Here is a 13,998-nt window from a genome sequence, read left to right as displayed (position 1 = left end):
CGCCAGGCGTCAGGGCTCGCGGTCCGCTCCCGCCGCCAGGCCCGTCGTCAGCGCCGCGGCCCGCTCGTGCAGCAGCCGGCGCTCGCGCTGGGTGGGGGCCAGCCCGGCGGCCCGCTCCAGCTCCTCGGCCGCCTCGGTACGCCGGCCCAGCCGGGCGAGCACGTCCGCCCGGACGGCACCGAGCAGGTGGTAGCGAGCCAGCCTCGGGTGGTCCGCGATGGCATCGATCGCCTCCAGCGCGGCCGCCGGGCCGTCGGCATGCAGGACGGCGACCGCCCGGTTGAGGTCCACCACCGGCGAGGGTGCCAGCTGGGCGAGGGCGTCGTACAGCGCGACGATGCCCTCCCAGTCGGTGTCCTCGAATCGTGGCGCGCGGGCATGGCACGCCGCGATGGCCGCCTGCACCGCGTACGGGCCGAGCGGCCGGTGCAGGTCGGTGGCACACGTGAGCGCGGCCAGCCCGTGGGTGATGAGCGTGCGATCCCAGCGGGACCGGTCCTGGTCGGCCAGCAGCACCGGCTCGCCGCCAGGGCCGGTCCGCGCGCGGAACCGGGACGCCTGCAGCTCCATGAGTGCCACCAGCGCGTGCACCTCCGGCTCGCGCGGCAGCAGCCCGGCGAGCACCCGGCCCAGGCGCATCGCCTCCTGCGCGAGGTCCGCGCGGATCCACGCCTCCCCGGACGTCGCCGCGTAGCCCTCGTTGAACAGGAGGTACACCACCTCCAGGACGGCGGAGAGCCGGGCGGGCAGCTCGTCCTCCTGAGGCACCTCGAACGGCACCCCGGCCTCGGCCAAGGTCCGCTTGGCCCGTGAGATGCGCTGCGCCGTCGTCGCGGTGGGCACGAGGAAGGCGCGGGCGATCTCCTCGGTGCTCAGCCCGGCCAGCAGGCGCAGGGTGAGGGCCACCCGGGACTCGCGCGGCAGCACCGGGTGGCACGCGACGAACACCAGGGCGAGGAGATCGTCGCGCACCGCCTCCGCAGCGACCGCGTCGGGTGGAGGAGCGGTGCCTGCACCCGACACCGACAGGTCCGCGGCCACCTGGGCGTACTTGGCGTCCTGGGACCTCTCCCGGCGCACCAGGTCGATGCCCTTGTGCTTGGCGGTCGCCATGAGCCAGGCGCCCGGGTTCCGTGGCACGCCGTCTTTCGGCCACTGCTCCAGGGCCAGCACGAAGGCGTCCTGGGCGAGCTGCTCGGCGAGCCCGACGTCGCGCACCAGGCGGGTGAGCGCGCCGATGAGCCGGGGGGACTCGATCCGCCAGACCGCCTCCACGGTGCGCCGCGCGTCGACCACGCCTCGATCTCCTTTCCTGGCGACCGGCGAGGCGCGGGGCGAGCACGCCCCGCGCCCCACCGTCAGGCGCCGGGGTGCTGAGCCTTGATCTCGGCGGCGAGCCGCTCGTCACGCGCGCGCAGCTCGGGGGTGTACTCCTCGCCGAAGTCGTCCATCTCGAAGATCGGGCGGATCTCCAGGACCTGCCGCAGACCACCGGGGTCGGCGGGGCAGCGCCGGGCCCACTCGACGGCCTCCTCCAGGCTGCGCACCTGCCAGATCCAGTACCCGGCGATGAGCTCCTTGGCCTCGGTGAACGGGCCGTCGACCACGGAGGTCGTGCCGCCCTCGAACACCACCCGGGCACCGTCCGAGGTGGGCCGCAGGCCCTGCCCGTCGAGCATGATGCCGGCTTTGACCAGCCGCTCGTTGTACGCGCCCATCGCGGCGAGCATCTCCTCGGTGGGGCCGATCTTCGCCTCGTCGGCGCCGGTGCCCTGAATCATGACCATCACGCGCATGACGTGCTCCTCGTGTCGTGGTTGCCCCGGCTGTGGGGCCTGTGCACTCCTACGTCGAACGGGGAACGCGGATCTCGACACGCCCCGGACCTGACTCTGCCGGTCCGGGCACGGTGGTGGGAAGCGTGGGCCCGGAACCGGGCCCCCACCCTGCAACGGCAGCACGCGTCGCTCCCGCAGCACCCACGGCAGGCCACTCACCACGGCGAGCAGCCCGGCCGCCGATGCCGGCACCTCAGGAGGCGGGCCGCCGTGCCGTCAGCCGGCGTAGGCGCCCTGCCACACGGTATCGAACGGGGTGTTCGCCGCGACCCGGCCCTTGATGCCCGCCGTGACGAAGTCCTTCGCCAGGCCGACGGCGGAGCGCACGTCCGCGCCCTTGGCCAGCTCCGCGGTCACCGCCGCCGCCAGGGTGCAGCCCGCACCCGAGACCCGCGCCTGGCCCACCTTCGGCGCGGAGAAGACCGTCACCTCCTCGCCGTCGAAGAGCACGTCCACGGCGTCGTCGCCGGGCAGCTCCACGCCGCCCTTGGCCAGCACGTACGCCGGGCCGAGCGCGTGGATCCGGCGCGCGGCCTCGGTGAGGTCCTCCACCGACGCGATGGTGTCCATGCCGGCGAGCGTGCGGGCCTCGAACAGGTTCGGCGTCACGACCGTCGCCAGCGGGAGCACCTGCTCGCGCAACGCGTTGTCGGTGTCCAGGGCCGCGCCGGGCTCCTGACCCTTGCAGATGAGCACCGGGTCCAGCACCACGTGGCGCCACGGCTGGGTGCGCAGGCCCTCGGCGACGACGTCGATGGTCGCGGGGGTGCCGAGCATGCCGATCTTGACCACGTCGAGCGCGTGCGCCGTGGTGGCGGCCTCGATCTGGTCCGCGATGACCTCCGGCGGGACGGGGACGAACCGGTGCGTCCAGCCGTTCTTGGGGTCGAAGGAGACGATGCACGTCAGCGTGCCGACCCCGTAGACACCGAGCTGCTGGAACGTCTTGAGGTCCACCTGGATCCCGGCGCCACCGGTCGCCTCCGAGCCGGCGATGACATAGGCAAGGTTGACCACGGGGCGTCCTTCCGTCGTGTGCGTCCGTCTGCGGGGTGGTGACCGACGTATCGGTGACCGACCGTTCAGATTACGTCCCCGGCCACCGCGGCGGCCGGCCCGTACCGTCCCACGGCCCGGTACGTGAGACGGTTGGGGTGCGTCCGCGTCGCCGGCGGCGCACGCGCCTCACCGGGCGCACCGGGAGGAGAGCACCGATGTCCGACGCCGTCACCGCACCGCCCGCGCACGTGACGTTCGCCGGCATGACCCTGGTCTCCGCGGCGGACGTGGCCGCGACCACCTCGGTGCGCGACGCAATCGATGCCCTCGAGGCCGCCCTGCGCGGCGGGCTCGACCCCGAGCGGGACGCGCCCCGCTCCCGGCTGACCACGGCCGCCGGGGAGCTGCTGATCATGCCGTCCACCCTCGGCGCGTTCGCCGGGGTCAAGCTCCTCTCGAGCACGCCCGAGAACCCGGCCCGTGGCCTCCCGCTCATCCAGGGCGCCTACCTGCTGTTCGAGGGCGAGGATCAGCGCCCGGCCGCCGTCGTGGACGGCATCGCCCTGACCAACCTGCGTACTCCGGCCACCTCCGCGCTCGCGGTGCGCCACCTCACCCCCGACACGGCCACCGGCCCGGCCCGGCTCACGGTGTTCGGCACCGGCCCCCAGGCCCGCGCGCACGTCGCGGCCATGGCCGCCGTCCGTGAGATCGCCGAGGTCACCCTCGTGGGGCGGAGCCCCCGGCGGGTGGACGCCCTCGCCGTCGAGGTCGCCGCCGCCGGCCTGCCCGTGCGGACCGCGGCCCCGGGGGACCCCGATGCCGTGGCGCACGCGGACATCGTCTGCTGCTGCACCAGCGCCACGACCCCGCTGTTCGACGGCGCCCTGGTCAAGGACGACGCCGTCGTCGTCGCCATGGGCTCGCACTTCCCCGACGCCCGGGAGACCGACGACGCCCTGGTCGCCCGCGCCGCGGTGGTGGTCGAGTCGCGCGCCAGCACCTTGCGCGAGGCGGGGGACATCGTGATGCCGGTCGCCGCCGGCGTGCTGACCCCGGACCGCCTGGTCACCCTCGCCGACGTCGTCACCAGCCGGGCACACCTGCCCGTCCAGGGGCCGCGCCTGTTCAAGGGCACCGGGATGCCCTGGCAGGACCTCGTGGTCGCCGCCGAGATCTTCTGCCGGATCACCGGGAGGTAGGAACATGCGCACCATCGGCCTGATCGGCGGGATGAGCTGGTACTCCACCGCCGAGTACTACAAGGTCATCAACACCGAGGTGCAGCGCCGCCTCGGCGGGCACCACTCCGCCCGGCTGCTGCTGTGCTCGCTCGACTTCGACGAGGTGCGCGGCCTGCAGCTGCGGGAGGACTGGGACGGTGCCGGTGAGCTGCTCGCGGACGCCGCCCGCCGGCTCGAGGGCGCCGGGGCCGAGGTGGTGCTGATCGCCACGAACCTCATGCACAAGGTCGCCGATCCGGTGGAGGCGGCGGTCGACGTCCCCCTGCTGCACATCGCCGACGCCGTGGGCGCCGCTGCGGTCGCCGCGGGTCACCGCAGGCTCGGGCTGCTCGGCACGCGATGGGTGATGGCGGAGTCCTTCTACGCCGACCGGCTCGCCAGGCACGGCGTCACCTGCATCGTGCCCGGCCCGGCGGAGCGGGAGCTGGTCGACCGGGTGATCTTCGACGAGCTCACCCAGGGTGTGGTCACCGACGCGTCCCGTCAGATGGTGCGCGGGGTGCTCGACGGCTTCGCCGGTGAGGGCGCGGACGCCGTCGTGCTGGCGTGCACCGAGCTGGAGCTCCTCCTCAGCCCGGAGGACAGCCCGCTGCCGCTGGTCGACTCCATGCGTGCCCACGCGCTTCGCGCAGCCGAGCTCGCCCTCGAGTGAGCGGGCGGCGCCCCGGACTGACCCGGGCGGCTCTCGCGCCCTCGGAGCCTTTGCCGTCTCGACCCGCGGACACGCGGGCTCGGTGCGCGGGATGTGGGCGGCAGGCGGTAAGGATGGAGGCATGACCCTCACCGTTCCCGCCATCACGCTCAACAACGGCGTCGAGATCCCTCAGGTGGGTCTCGGCGTCTTCCAGATCCCCGCGGAGACCACGCAGCGAGTGGTCGAGGGCGCGCTGGAAGCCGGCTACCGCCACGTCGACACCGCCGCCGCCTACTACAACGAGGCCGGCGTGGGTGCCGCGCTGCGGGCTACGGGGGTTCCCCGGGATGACCTCTTCGTCACCACCAAGCTGCGCAACGGGGATCAGGGGTACGACGCCGCGCTGCGCGCGTTCGACGCCTCACGCACCGCCCTGAGCGTGGACGTGGTCGACCTGTACCTCATCCACTGGCCCGTGCCGTCGAAGGACCGGTACGTCGAGACCTGGCGGGCCCTGGAGAAGCTGCTCGCCGACGGCGCGGTCCGCGCCATCGGGGTGTCCAACTTCCTGCCCGAGCACCTGCGCCGGCTCCTGGCCGAGGCCGACGTCGCGCCCGCCGTCAACCAGGTCGAGGTGCACCCCACGTTCCAGCAGCGCGACACCCTCGACGCCACCGGTCAGGCCGGCGCCGCCGTCGAGGCCTACTCACCGCTCGGGCAGGGGGCGGACCTCCACGCCGCACCGGTCACCCGGATCGCCGCCGCACACGGTGTGACCCCGGCGCAGGTGGTGCTGCGCTGGCATGTTCAGCAGGGCCGCATCGTCATCCCCAAGTCGGTGACCGCAGAGCGCATCGCGGCCAACATCGACCTGTTCGGCTTCGCGCTCACCGATGAGGAGGTGGCGGCCATCACCGCGCTCGACTCGGCCGCCCGGATCGGCGCCGACCCCGCGGTCGCGGCATTCAGCCAGGTCCGCTGACCTCTGACCGGTGACCGCCAACCGCTGACCACCGGCCGTGGATGAGAGGATCGGACCAGCACCCGAGCGAAGGACGGACGTACCCCATGGCCCTGCCCCACGACGACGACCCCAAGTTCGCGGGTTACGCGCACCCCGAGCGCCTGGTGAGCACCCGCTGGCTCGCCGACCACCTCGGTGACGAGGGCCTCGTCGTCGTCGAGAGCGACGAGGACGTGCTGCTGTACGAGACCGGGCACATCCCCGGCGCGGTGAAGGTGGACTGGCACCTCGACCTCAACGACCCCGTCACCCGCGACTACGTCGACGGCGCCGGCTTCGCGCGGCTGATGGCCGCCAAGGGCATCACGCGCGAGACCACCGTGGTGATCTACGGCGACAAGAGCAACTGGTGGGCCGCCTACGCCATGTGGGTGTTCACCCTCTTCGGGCACCCGGACGTGCGCCTGCTCGACGGCGGCCGCGCCAAGTGGCAGGCCGAGGGCCGCCCGATGACCACCGACACCGTCAGCCCCACGCCCACTGACTATCCGGAGATGCCCCGGGACGACACGGGCATCCGCGCGTTCAAGGACGACGTCATGGAGTTCCTCGGCGGGCAGCTCGTCGACGTGCGCTCGCCCCAGGAGTTCAGCGGCGAGCGCACCCACATGCCGGACTACCCCCAGGAGGGCACCCTCCGCGGCGGGCACATCCCGGGGGCAAAGTCCGTGCCGTGGGCGCGGGCGGCCAACGAGGACGGCACGTTCAAGGCCCGCGACGACCTCGCGGTGATCTACCAGCAGGAGCAGGGCCTGGACCCCGCCGAGCCGGTGGTCGCCTACTGCCGGATCGGGGAGCGCTCCAGCCACACCTGGTTCGTGCTCCAGCACCTGCTCGGCTTCCCGGACGTCCGCAACTACGACGGCTCCTGGACGGAGTGGGGCAACGCGGTCCGGGCGCCCATCGCCACCGGCCTGGAGCCGGGCGAGGTGCCGGGGCGATGAGCACGGCCACACACATGCCGGCGTCGTTCGCCGAGATCATCGCCGACTTCGAGGCGCTGGCCCCGGCGGACCGGCTGCAGCTGCTGCTGGAGTTCAGCCGTGGTCTGCCCGCCCTGCCCGAGCGGTACGCCGACCACCCCGAGCTGCTCGAGCCGGTCCCGGAGTGTCAGTCGCCGATCTTCCTGCTCACGGAGGTCGAGGGCACCGGGGATGACGCCACCGTGCATCTGTACTTCTCAGCGCCGGAGGAGTCGCCCACCACGCGCGGGTTCGCCGGGATCCTCCACGAGGGGCTCGACGGGCTCACCGCTGAAGTGCTCCTCGCCGTGCCATCGGACGTCTACAACCAGCTGGGGCTGGCCGAGGTGGTCAGCCCGCTGCGGCTGCGCGGCATGGCCGGGATGCTGGGCCGCATCAAACGCCAGGTGCGGGAGAAGATCGCCGCGTAGCCGCGTAGCCGCGTAGCCGCGTAGCCGCGTAGCCGCACGCGCCGCCCGTCGCCGGAGCGCCGGAGCCGGTCGTGGCGCCGGGCTACCGAGGGCAGTACACCTAGGCGGCGTCTTCCCGACGGAGCGCCCCGGGGAGCCGAGCCACCGTGGCGTCGACGGAGGCCGGGCCGTCGAGGTTCTCATCGGCGATCACGGCCTCGATGAGCCCGTACGCGGCGAACGCGAGGGTGCGGCAGAACGCTTCGTCGCGGTGCGGGCAGGGGTCGCCGTCGCCGAGCAGCTGGGCGGTGCGGTGCACGAGCCGGTCGCACACGCGCCTCACCACGGCCGGGTCGCCGTCCCGGCCGAGGACCGGGGCGTAGACGGCGCGCCGCTCGGCTACGTGCTCGAGCAGCTCGCCGAGCCACGTGCGGTAGCTGCCGGGCGCCGGCGCCGAGTCGATGTGATCGAGCAGGTCCTCCACCACGGTGCCGGCGAGCTCGGAGACGTCGGTGAAGTGCTTGTAGAACGTGGTCCGGTGCACCCCCGCCACGCGGCACAGCTCGGTGATGTCGATCGTGCTGGGCGGGCCGGTCTGCGTGAGCTCCACCAGCGCGCGCTGCAGCGCCCCGATGGTGCGCCGCGGGCGCGGGTCCGCCGCCCTCTTCGTCTTGGTCATGTCCGAAATTATCGGATCATCCCGGTGCGGCAGGATGGTCAGGACGCGGCCGGAACCAGCCACGGCACCTTCCTGCCAAGGAACGTCCGAATACCGCTTGGCAGCGCTGGAAACGGGCCGATCGGGCCGCGCACGCGGTCCGGCAGGCGACTTTCCCCGGAATTCTTCCACTTCCCGCCCACCAGCCTTTGCGCTACGTTCGCGGTGCGCGCACCACAACCTGAAGAACTCGCCCCCTACCAGCGCCGACGCGGTTGTCGGCAGGGACCGCGTGACGAGCGCCGCGAGGTTCGAGACCGACGCCCGCCAGATTTCTGCGTGGCTCCGCTCCGGGGGACTCCTGGAGGGGAAGTGCCGTGGTCCAGCTCGCGCCCAACACCGGCCGTCAGCGCTCGGAGCTGATGGTCTCCAAGGGATGGATCCAGGGCGTGGCCCTGGTGATGCTCTTCGGCTTCTTCGTCATGGGCCTGCTGGCCCTGCGCACCTACACCGACTCGATGCCGCTGCCCGAGCAGGTGGTCGGCGAGGACGGGCAGGTCGTCTTCACCGGTGAGGACATCAGCACCGGCCAGGCGATCTTCCTGCGCCGCGGCCTGCAGCAGTACGGCTCCATCGTCGGCCACGGCGGCTACCTCGGGCCCGACTACACCGCGGACTACCTGCGCCGCTCGGCCACCTTCGTGGAGGACGAGCTGCGCGCCGCCGGCGCGCAGGATCCCAGCGACGAGCTGGTCGAGATGTTCCGCACGAACCGCTACGACGAGGCGACCGGCACCCTGGTGTTCACCGACCTGCAGGTCCAGGCCTTCGACGCCGTCCAGCAGCACTACGCCGACTTCTTCGGCTCGCCCACCACGCAGTACGGCCTCATCCCCGACGCGATCACCGACTCCGACGACATCCACGCCCTCACGTCCTTCTTCGCGTGGACGGCGTGGGCGGCCGCGGCCGAGCGGCCCGGGCACGACTACTCCTACACCAACAACTGGCCGCCCGAGCCTCGGGTGGCCAACGGGCCCACCGCGGACATCCTCGTGTGGAGCGGGCTGTCCCTGACCGCGCTGCTGGTCGGCGTCGGCGCCCTCTTCGCGCTCTACGGGCGGTGGAGCCGCAACGTCGGCTGGCACAGCACGGAGGCGCCGGCGCTGTCGTTCAAGCAGCCCGGGGAGGTGGCGGTCACCCCCGCCCAGCGGGCGACCGCATGGTTCTTCTTCGTCGTCGCGCTGCTCTTCCTCGGTCAGACGCTCCTGGGCGGTGCCATCGAGCACTACCGCGCCGAGCTGTCCGACTTCTTTGGCCTCGACCTCGCCCGGGTGCTGCCGTACAACCTCGCCCGGACGTGGCACGTGCAGCTCGCGGTGCTGTGGCCGGCGGCGTCGTTCCTGGCCGCCGGGATCTTCATCGCGCCCTACATCTCCGGGCGCGAGCCGAAGAAGCAGCACTGGCTGGCCTACGGGCTGCTCGGTGCCGTGGCGCTGGTCATCGCCGGCTCGTTCGTCGGGGAGGCCATGAGCATCTTCGGCGTCAAGGCCGTCGCCGGCTCGCCGCTGTGGGACCAGCAGTGGGAGTACCTCGACCTGCCCAAGATCTGGCAGGGGCTGCTCGTGATCGGCATGTTCCTGTGGATCGCCATCATCTGGCGCGCGATCCGGGCCCGCCTGAAGACGGAGCACCGGGGCAACCTGCCGTGGCTGTTCTTCTACGCCGGCCTGGCCATCCCGGGCTTCTACGCCGTCGGCCTGCTCGCCGGCAACCAGACTCACCTGACCGTCGCGGACTTCTGGCGCTTCTGGGTGGTGCACCTGTGGGTCGAGGACTTCCTCGAGCTGTTCACCACGGTGATGGTCGCCTACATCTTCGTGATGCTCGGCGTGGTCCGCCGGAAGATCGCCATGCAGGTGATCTTCCTCGACGTCATCCTCTACTCCGCCGGTGGCGTCATCGGGACCATGCACCACCTGTACTTCTCCGGCACCCCCGTGGAGCACATGGCCCTCGGCGCCTTCTTCTCCGCCCTGGAGATCATCCCGCTGACGTTCCTCACCATCGAGGCCTGGAGCTTCCTCCAGCTGGGCTCGCGACAGGAGTTCCGCAGCTCCGCGCCCTTCCCGCATCGCTGGGCGGTGATGTTCCTCGTGGCCGTGGGCTTCTGGAACTTCCTCGGCGCCGGTGTGTTCGGGTTCCTCATCAACCTGCCGATCGTGTCCTACTTCCAGATCGGCACCGCCCTGACGGCCAACCATGCCCACGGCGCGATGATGGGCGTGTACGGGATGATGGCTGTCGGCCTGGGGCTCTTCGCGCTGCGCTACCTCATCCCGCCCGAGAAGTGGCCCGACCGGCTCGCCAAGATCTCCTTCTGGTCCCTCAACCTGGGGCTGGCGTGGATGATGTTCGCGACGCTGCTGCCCCTGGGGGTCATCCAGCTGTGGTACTCCGTCAACGACGGCTACTTCGAGGCCCGCTCGCTGAACTTCATCACCCAGCCCGGCAACGCCGTCCTGGAGTGGCTGCGGATGCCCGGCGACCTCGTGATGATCATCGGCGGGGTGCTGCCGTTCCTGTGGATCACATGGCTGGGGGTGCGCCACCGCATCCCGTCCACCACGCTCGAGGTGCCCCAGGAGGCGCTGTTCGTCGAGGAGCAGCCGGTCACCGCCGTCGTCAACGAGCGCGGCGCCGTGGTCGGCGAGACCATCGCCGAGGCGCGGCCGCGGTACGGCTCCGACCGCCGCGACGACGGCGCCACCGGGGCGGGCGGGCCGGGGCGCGACGGCGGAGGGGGCACCTGATGGGTGACGTGGGCATCCTCGTGTGGCTCGCCGCCGGCTACGGGGTCTTCCTCCTGGCGGTGGCCCACGGGATCGACGCCCTCGCCCGGCGCACCGCGACCCGCACGACGGCATGGCGCTCGGGCGCCTTCACCTACCACGCGGACCACGACGCCTGGCTGTGCCCGGAGGACCAGTGGCTGTGGCCGCAGTCCTTCGACCCGGGCAACCGGGTCATGCGGTACCGGGGCAGCCCGGCCGTGTGCAACGCCTGCCCTGTCAAGGCCACCTGCACGGCGTCGGAGCACGGCCGGGAAATCAGCCGCAACGTCGACCCGTGGCCCAGCTCGGAGGCCGAGCGGTTCCACCGGGCAGTCGCCTGCACCGTCGTCGTCCTCGGTGCGATGTGGCCCGCGGCCATGATGATCGGCGGTCGCACCGTGTCCGAGCTGCTGGTGCTCGGCGCGGCCGTGGTCGTCATCGCGGCGGGCAGCTGGCCGTTGTGGTCCCACCTGCACCGCAGCCCCGCCGGGTTCCCCGACGGCGTGCCCGTGGTGACCCTGGACGACACGGTCGCCGCCCGGGAGGTGGCATCTGCTCGGGAGACGCGCCGGCGGACCGGGTACCGCAGCGACCGGCGCACCGCCGGGCCCGTCCCCGTGCAGCTCCGCACCCGCCGGCCGGACGTGCCCATGGCCCCCGAGCGGGCCGACCGCGACGCCTTCACCACCCGGTGGGGCGCGTTCGAGACCGCGCCGGACGGCGAGGTCCCCGGCGGCTGGAGCAGAAGGGGGAAGCGATGACCTGGCAGGTGGTGGTGGCGGTCGTCCTCGTGGTGGCCGTGGTGGTGCTGGCCACGTCCGTGAAGGTGCTGCGTGAGTACCAGCGCGGGGTGGCGTTTCGGCTGGGCCGGCTACGCCCGCCGCTGACGCCCGGCGTGCGCCTGATCTTCCCCGGCGTGGACAAGCTGGTGCGGGTGGACCTGCGGGTGGTCACCCTGACCATCCCGCCGCAGGAGGTCATCACCAAGGACAACGTGCCCGCCCGGGTCAACGCCGTCGTCCTGTTCAAGGTCACCGACCCGGTGCGGTCGGTGATGGAGGTGGAGAACCACGCAGTCGCCACCTCTCAGATCGCCCAGACCACGCTGCGCTCGGTGGTGGGCCGGGCGGACCTGGACACGCTGCTCGCCCACCGCGCCGACCTGAACGAGGATCTCGCGCGCAGCATCGACGCCCAGACCGAGCCGTGGGGCGTGCACGTGCAGGTGGTGGAGATCAAGGACGTGGAAATCCCCGAGGCGATGCAGCGGGCGATGGCGCGCGAGGCCGAGGCCGAGCGTGAGCGCCGCGCCAAGATCATCAACGCCCGTGGCGAGCTGCAGGCCTCGGAGGAGCTGCGGCAGGCCGCCGACACCCTCAGCCGCAGTCCCGCCTCGCTGCAGCTGCGCTACCTGCAGACCCTGCTCGAGCTCGGCGCGGACCAGAACTCCACCGTCGTCTTCCCGCTCCCGATCGACATCATCGGCCCGTTCCTCGGCAAGCTTCCGCAGCTGATGGACACGTTCGCCGGCGCCCAGGGCAACGGGCACCACCGGCCGGCGCGGCCAGCCGCGTCGCCCGAGCAAAGTCCGACGCCGCCACCTGAGCCGACGCCGCCACCTGAGCCGACGCCGCCACCTGAGCCGACGCCGCCACCTGAGCCGACGCCGCCACCTGAGCCGGTGGCGACGCCTGGACCGCAGCCCGCGGCGGCGACCGCACCTCATCGGGCACATGATGGTCGGGAGCGCCCAGAAAGGGGTCACCCATGAACGAGACCACGCCCTCGGCGTCGACGACACCCCCGGGATCGACCCCGCACTCGGCGGCAACGAACCGCACCGGACAGACCACCGCCGCAGCAGCCGAGCCCTGGACCGACCGGCCGGCTCGCTCGAACCACGGCCTACGCGCCGTCGTCCTGGGCGCCGTCCTAGCCGTCCTCGCGCCGCTGTTCGGCTTCCTCGGGGGGACGATGGCGGGCGCGCCTACCGACACCGCCGCCGTCGACCCGATCTACCTGTGGCTGTGGGCCGGCTTGGTGCTCGGCGGCGTCGGGGCGGTGGTCGCCTTCGTGGGCGGGTTGCGCCTATTGCGCGCGAACCGGGGGCGGTGACGCGTCGTTCGGTGGGGAGGCGTCGATCGGTGGTCAGTGCGGCAGCACCCGCGGTGTCGGCCGGGTGACGGCCTCGCGGGCGCGCCGGGCCGCCGTAGCCACGAGCGCCTCGAGTGGTCCGCGTCCACGCGCCCGGCGCCACAGCACGGCCACGACGAGCACCGCCGCCACCTGCGCCAGGTAACCGGGCACGGCCGGCAGCACGTCCAGAGGGGAGCTGAGGAACACCACGTGCGCCGAGTACAGCGTCAGCGTCATGCTCCCCGCCGCGGCCAGCGGGGCGATCGCCAGCCGCACGCCCGGTGAGCGCACGCCCGCGACCAGCAGGAGCGCGCCGAGCAGCGCGACGGCGCAGCCGCCGGTGTGGAGCAGGTCCAACGGTGTCGCCGTGTGCGGGGCGTCGACCGCGAGCCACCACCAGGTGGTCGTCGGCGTGGTCCCGCTGCCGCCCCACACGAGGATCTCGGTGACGTCGTCGGGGCTGAGACCCGCGGCCGGGGCGGTGGCGTACAGCGCGTCCGCCCCGCCGACCGGGCCCAGCAGCACGCGGGAGAGGCCCCAACCGACCAGGGCGGCAACCGCACCACCGAGCAGCAGGCCCCGCGCGACGCGGGGGGCGGAGAGGTGGAGGCGGCCGATCGCCAGCCCCGCACACAGGTACGCCAGCCACGGAAGCGCCGGGTAGACCCCGGTCAGGGTCAGCTCGCCGAGGAGCCCGGCCGGGTTGGTGAACAGCATCGCGAAGGACGGGTTCGCCCCGGTGGGCATCGGCAGCGCCGGGCGCACGAGGTGGCTGACGACCGGGACCAGCAGCATGATCGCCGCCCCCAGCACGACCAGCGTGCGTGTGGGCAGCAGCACGAGCGGGATGGCCAGCAGGAACAGCACCGCGTATGCCGCCAGGATGACGTCGGTGACGTCAGAGTCGGCGAAGCCCAGGGCGAGCCCGATCAGACCGATCGCCAGCGCCCGCGTAGCGAGCATCGCCGCGACGCCCCGGAAGGCCGCCCGGCCGACCTGCCGCCGGCCGGTCATGAACGCGACGCCCACGCCGGCGAGGACGGCGAACGTGGCCGCCGCGCGTCCGGCGGAGAGGGCGTAGGTCCAGGTCTCGTTGCCAGCGGCGTCGACCGCCCAGAGCGAGTGCACCGCCATCATGCCCAGCAGGGCGACGCCGCGGGTGGCGTCGACACCGACCAGCCGCGGCCGTGCCGGCGCCGTGCGGGCAGGCGCCGTCTTCGCAGTGCTGGTCATGGCACCAGCGTGGACCTCCTCCGGCC

Annotated in this window: 13 protein-coding genes and 1 pseudogene; 9 read left to right on the top strand and 5 right to left on the bottom strand. The window is 72.7% G+C overall.

Annotated features, from left to right (window positions below):
• Window positions 1–9: 9 nt before the first annotated feature.
• The 3 genes from FE374_RS18760 to thiD form a co-directional block, all read right to left on the bottom strand.
• Entirely contained in the window at window positions 10–1,296 is a 1,287-nt protein-coding gene (locus FE374_RS18760) for an RNA polymerase sigma factor (RefSeq protein WP_223173591.1), read from the bottom strand.
• A gap of 62 nt (window positions 1,297–1,358) precedes the next feature.
• Window positions 1,359–1,796 (bottom strand): YciI family protein, encoded by a 438-nt coding sequence (locus tag FE374_RS18755; RefSeq protein ID WP_139931058.1) that lies wholly within the window; start codon window positions 1,794–1,796, stop codon window positions 1,359–1,361.
• Window positions 1,797–2,054: 258 nt separating this feature from the next.
• Window positions 2,055–2,855, bottom strand: a complete 801-nt coding sequence (gene thiD, locus FE374_RS18750) for a bifunctional hydroxymethylpyrimidine kinase/phosphomethylpyrimidine kinase (protein ID WP_139931056.1) — start codon at window positions 2,853–2,855, stop codon at window positions 2,055–2,057.
• A 197-nt stretch (window positions 2,856–3,052) separates the two neighbouring features.
• On the opposite strand from thiD, the gene FE374_RS18745 reads away from it, so the two are divergent.
• The 5 genes from FE374_RS18745 to FE374_RS18725 all read left to right on the top strand — a co-directional run bounded on the left by FE374_RS18745 (window position 3,053) and on the right by FE374_RS18725 (window position 7,132).
• Window positions 3,053–4,039, top strand: a complete 987-nt coding sequence (locus FE374_RS18745; protein WP_223173590.1) for an ornithine cyclodeaminase family protein — start codon at window positions 3,053–3,055, stop codon at window positions 4,037–4,039.
• 4 nt (window positions 4,040–4,043) lie between these two features.
• Entirely contained in the window at window positions 4,044–4,733 is a 690-nt protein-coding gene (locus FE374_RS18740) for an aspartate/glutamate racemase family protein (RefSeq protein ID WP_139931054.1), read from the top strand.
• A 121-nt stretch (window positions 4,734–4,854) separates the two neighbouring features.
• Entirely contained in the window at window positions 4,855–5,697 is an 843-nt protein-coding gene (locus FE374_RS18735; protein WP_139931052.1) for an aldo/keto reductase, read from the top strand.
• 86 nt (window positions 5,698–5,783) lie between these two features.
• Entirely contained in the window at window positions 5,784–6,683 is a 900-nt protein-coding gene (locus FE374_RS18730; protein WP_139931050.1) for a sulfurtransferase, read from the top strand.
• A complete protein-coding gene (locus tag FE374_RS18725) occupies window positions 6,680–7,132 on the top strand; it encodes a SufE family protein (protein ID WP_139931048.1) in 453 nt (150 codons plus the stop codon). Before FE374_RS18730 ends, FE374_RS18725 begins: the two co-directional genes overlap by 4 nt.
• Before the next feature lie 100 nt (window positions 7,133–7,232).
• On the opposite strand, the gene FE374_RS18720 is transcribed toward FE374_RS18725, so the two are convergent.
• A complete protein-coding gene (locus FE374_RS18720; RefSeq protein ID WP_139931045.1) occupies window positions 7,233–7,790 on the bottom strand; it encodes a TetR/AcrR family transcriptional regulator in 558 nt (185 codons plus the stop codon).
• A 401-nt stretch (window positions 7,791–8,191) separates the two neighbouring features.
• On the opposite strand from FE374_RS18720, the gene FE374_RS18715 reads away from it, so the two are divergent.
• The 4 genes and pseudogenes from FE374_RS18715 to FE374_RS19610 all read left to right on the top strand — a co-directional run bounded on the left by FE374_RS18715 (window position 8,192) and on the right by FE374_RS19610 (window position 12,718).
• Complete coding sequence (locus tag FE374_RS18715; RefSeq protein ID WP_139931713.1) at window positions 8,192–10,582, top strand: nitric-oxide reductase large subunit; 2,391 nt, start codon at window positions 8,192–8,194, stop codon at window positions 10,580–10,582.
• The gene (locus FE374_RS18710) at window positions 10,582–11,364 is read left to right on the top strand and encodes a hypothetical protein (RefSeq protein WP_179957335.1); all 783 of its coding nucleotides are present in this window, start codon (window positions 10,582–10,584) and stop codon (window positions 11,362–11,364) included. Before FE374_RS18715 ends, FE374_RS18710 begins: the two co-directional genes overlap by 1 nt.
• Window positions 11,361–12,161 (top strand): annotated as a pseudogene (locus FE374_RS18705) (slipin family protein); the annotation flags it as partial. The gene FE374_RS18710 and the pseudogene FE374_RS18705, both read left to right, overlap by 4 nt.
• Window positions 12,162–12,370: 209 nt before the next feature.
• A complete protein-coding gene (locus FE374_RS19610) occupies window positions 12,371–12,718 on the top strand; it encodes a hypothetical protein (protein WP_223173588.1) in 348 nt (115 codons plus the stop codon).
• Between the two features lie 33 nt (window positions 12,719–12,751).
• On the opposite strand, the gene FE374_RS18695 is transcribed toward FE374_RS19610, so the two are convergent.
• Entirely contained in the window at window positions 12,752–13,972 is a 1,221-nt protein-coding gene (locus FE374_RS18695) for a heparan-alpha-glucosaminide N-acetyltransferase domain-containing protein (RefSeq protein ID WP_139931043.1), read from the bottom strand.
• Window positions 13,973–13,998: the final 26 nt, after the last annotated feature.

The organism is Georgenia yuyongxinii, assembly GCF_006352065.1.
Lineage (GTDB): Bacteria > Actinomycetota > Actinomycetes > Actinomycetales > Actinomycetaceae > Georgenia > Georgenia yuyongxinii.
The sequence above is the reverse complement of the archived record's forward strand: the minus strand, read 5'-3'. Positions and strand labels throughout refer to the sequence as shown.

Coding starts and splice junctions, on each gene's coding strand:
- FE374_RS19610 (WP_223173588.1), top strand. CDS start 12,371: ATGAACGAGACCACGCCCTCGGCGTCGACGACACCCCCGGGATCGACC.
- FE374_RS18730 (WP_139931050.1), top strand. CDS start 5,784: ATGGCCCTGCCCCACGACGACGACCCCAAGTTCGCGGGTTACGCGCAC.
- FE374_RS18695 (WP_139931043.1), bottom strand. CDS start 13,972: ATGACCAGCACTGCGAAGACGGCGCCTGCCCGCACGGCGCCGGCACGG.
- FE374_RS18725 (WP_139931048.1), top strand. CDS start 6,680: ATGAGCACGGCCACACACATGCCGGCGTCGTTCGCCGAGATCATCGCC.
- FE374_RS18755 (WP_139931058.1), bottom strand. CDS start 1,796: ATGCGCGTGATGGTCATGATTCAGGGCACCGGCGCCGACGAGGCGAAG.
- FE374_RS18745 (WP_223173590.1), top strand. CDS start 3,053: ATGTCCGACGCCGTCACCGCACCGCCCGCGCACGTGACGTTCGCCGGC.
- FE374_RS18735 (WP_139931052.1), top strand. CDS start 4,855: ATGACCCTCACCGTTCCCGCCATCACGCTCAACAACGGCGTCGAGATC.
- FE374_RS18720 (WP_139931045.1), bottom strand. CDS start 7,790: ATGACCAAGACGAAGAGGGCGGCGGACCCGCGCCCGCGGCGCACCATC.
- FE374_RS18740 (WP_139931054.1), top strand. CDS start 4,044: ATGCGCACCATCGGCCTGATCGGCGGGATGAGCTGGTACTCCACCGCC.
- FE374_RS18715 (WP_139931713.1), top strand. CDS start 8,192: ATGGTCTCCAAGGGATGGATCCAGGGCGTGGCCCTGGTGATGCTCTTC.
- FE374_RS18710 (WP_179957335.1), top strand. CDS start 10,582: ATGGGTGACGTGGGCATCCTCGTGTGGCTCGCCGCCGGCTACGGGGTC.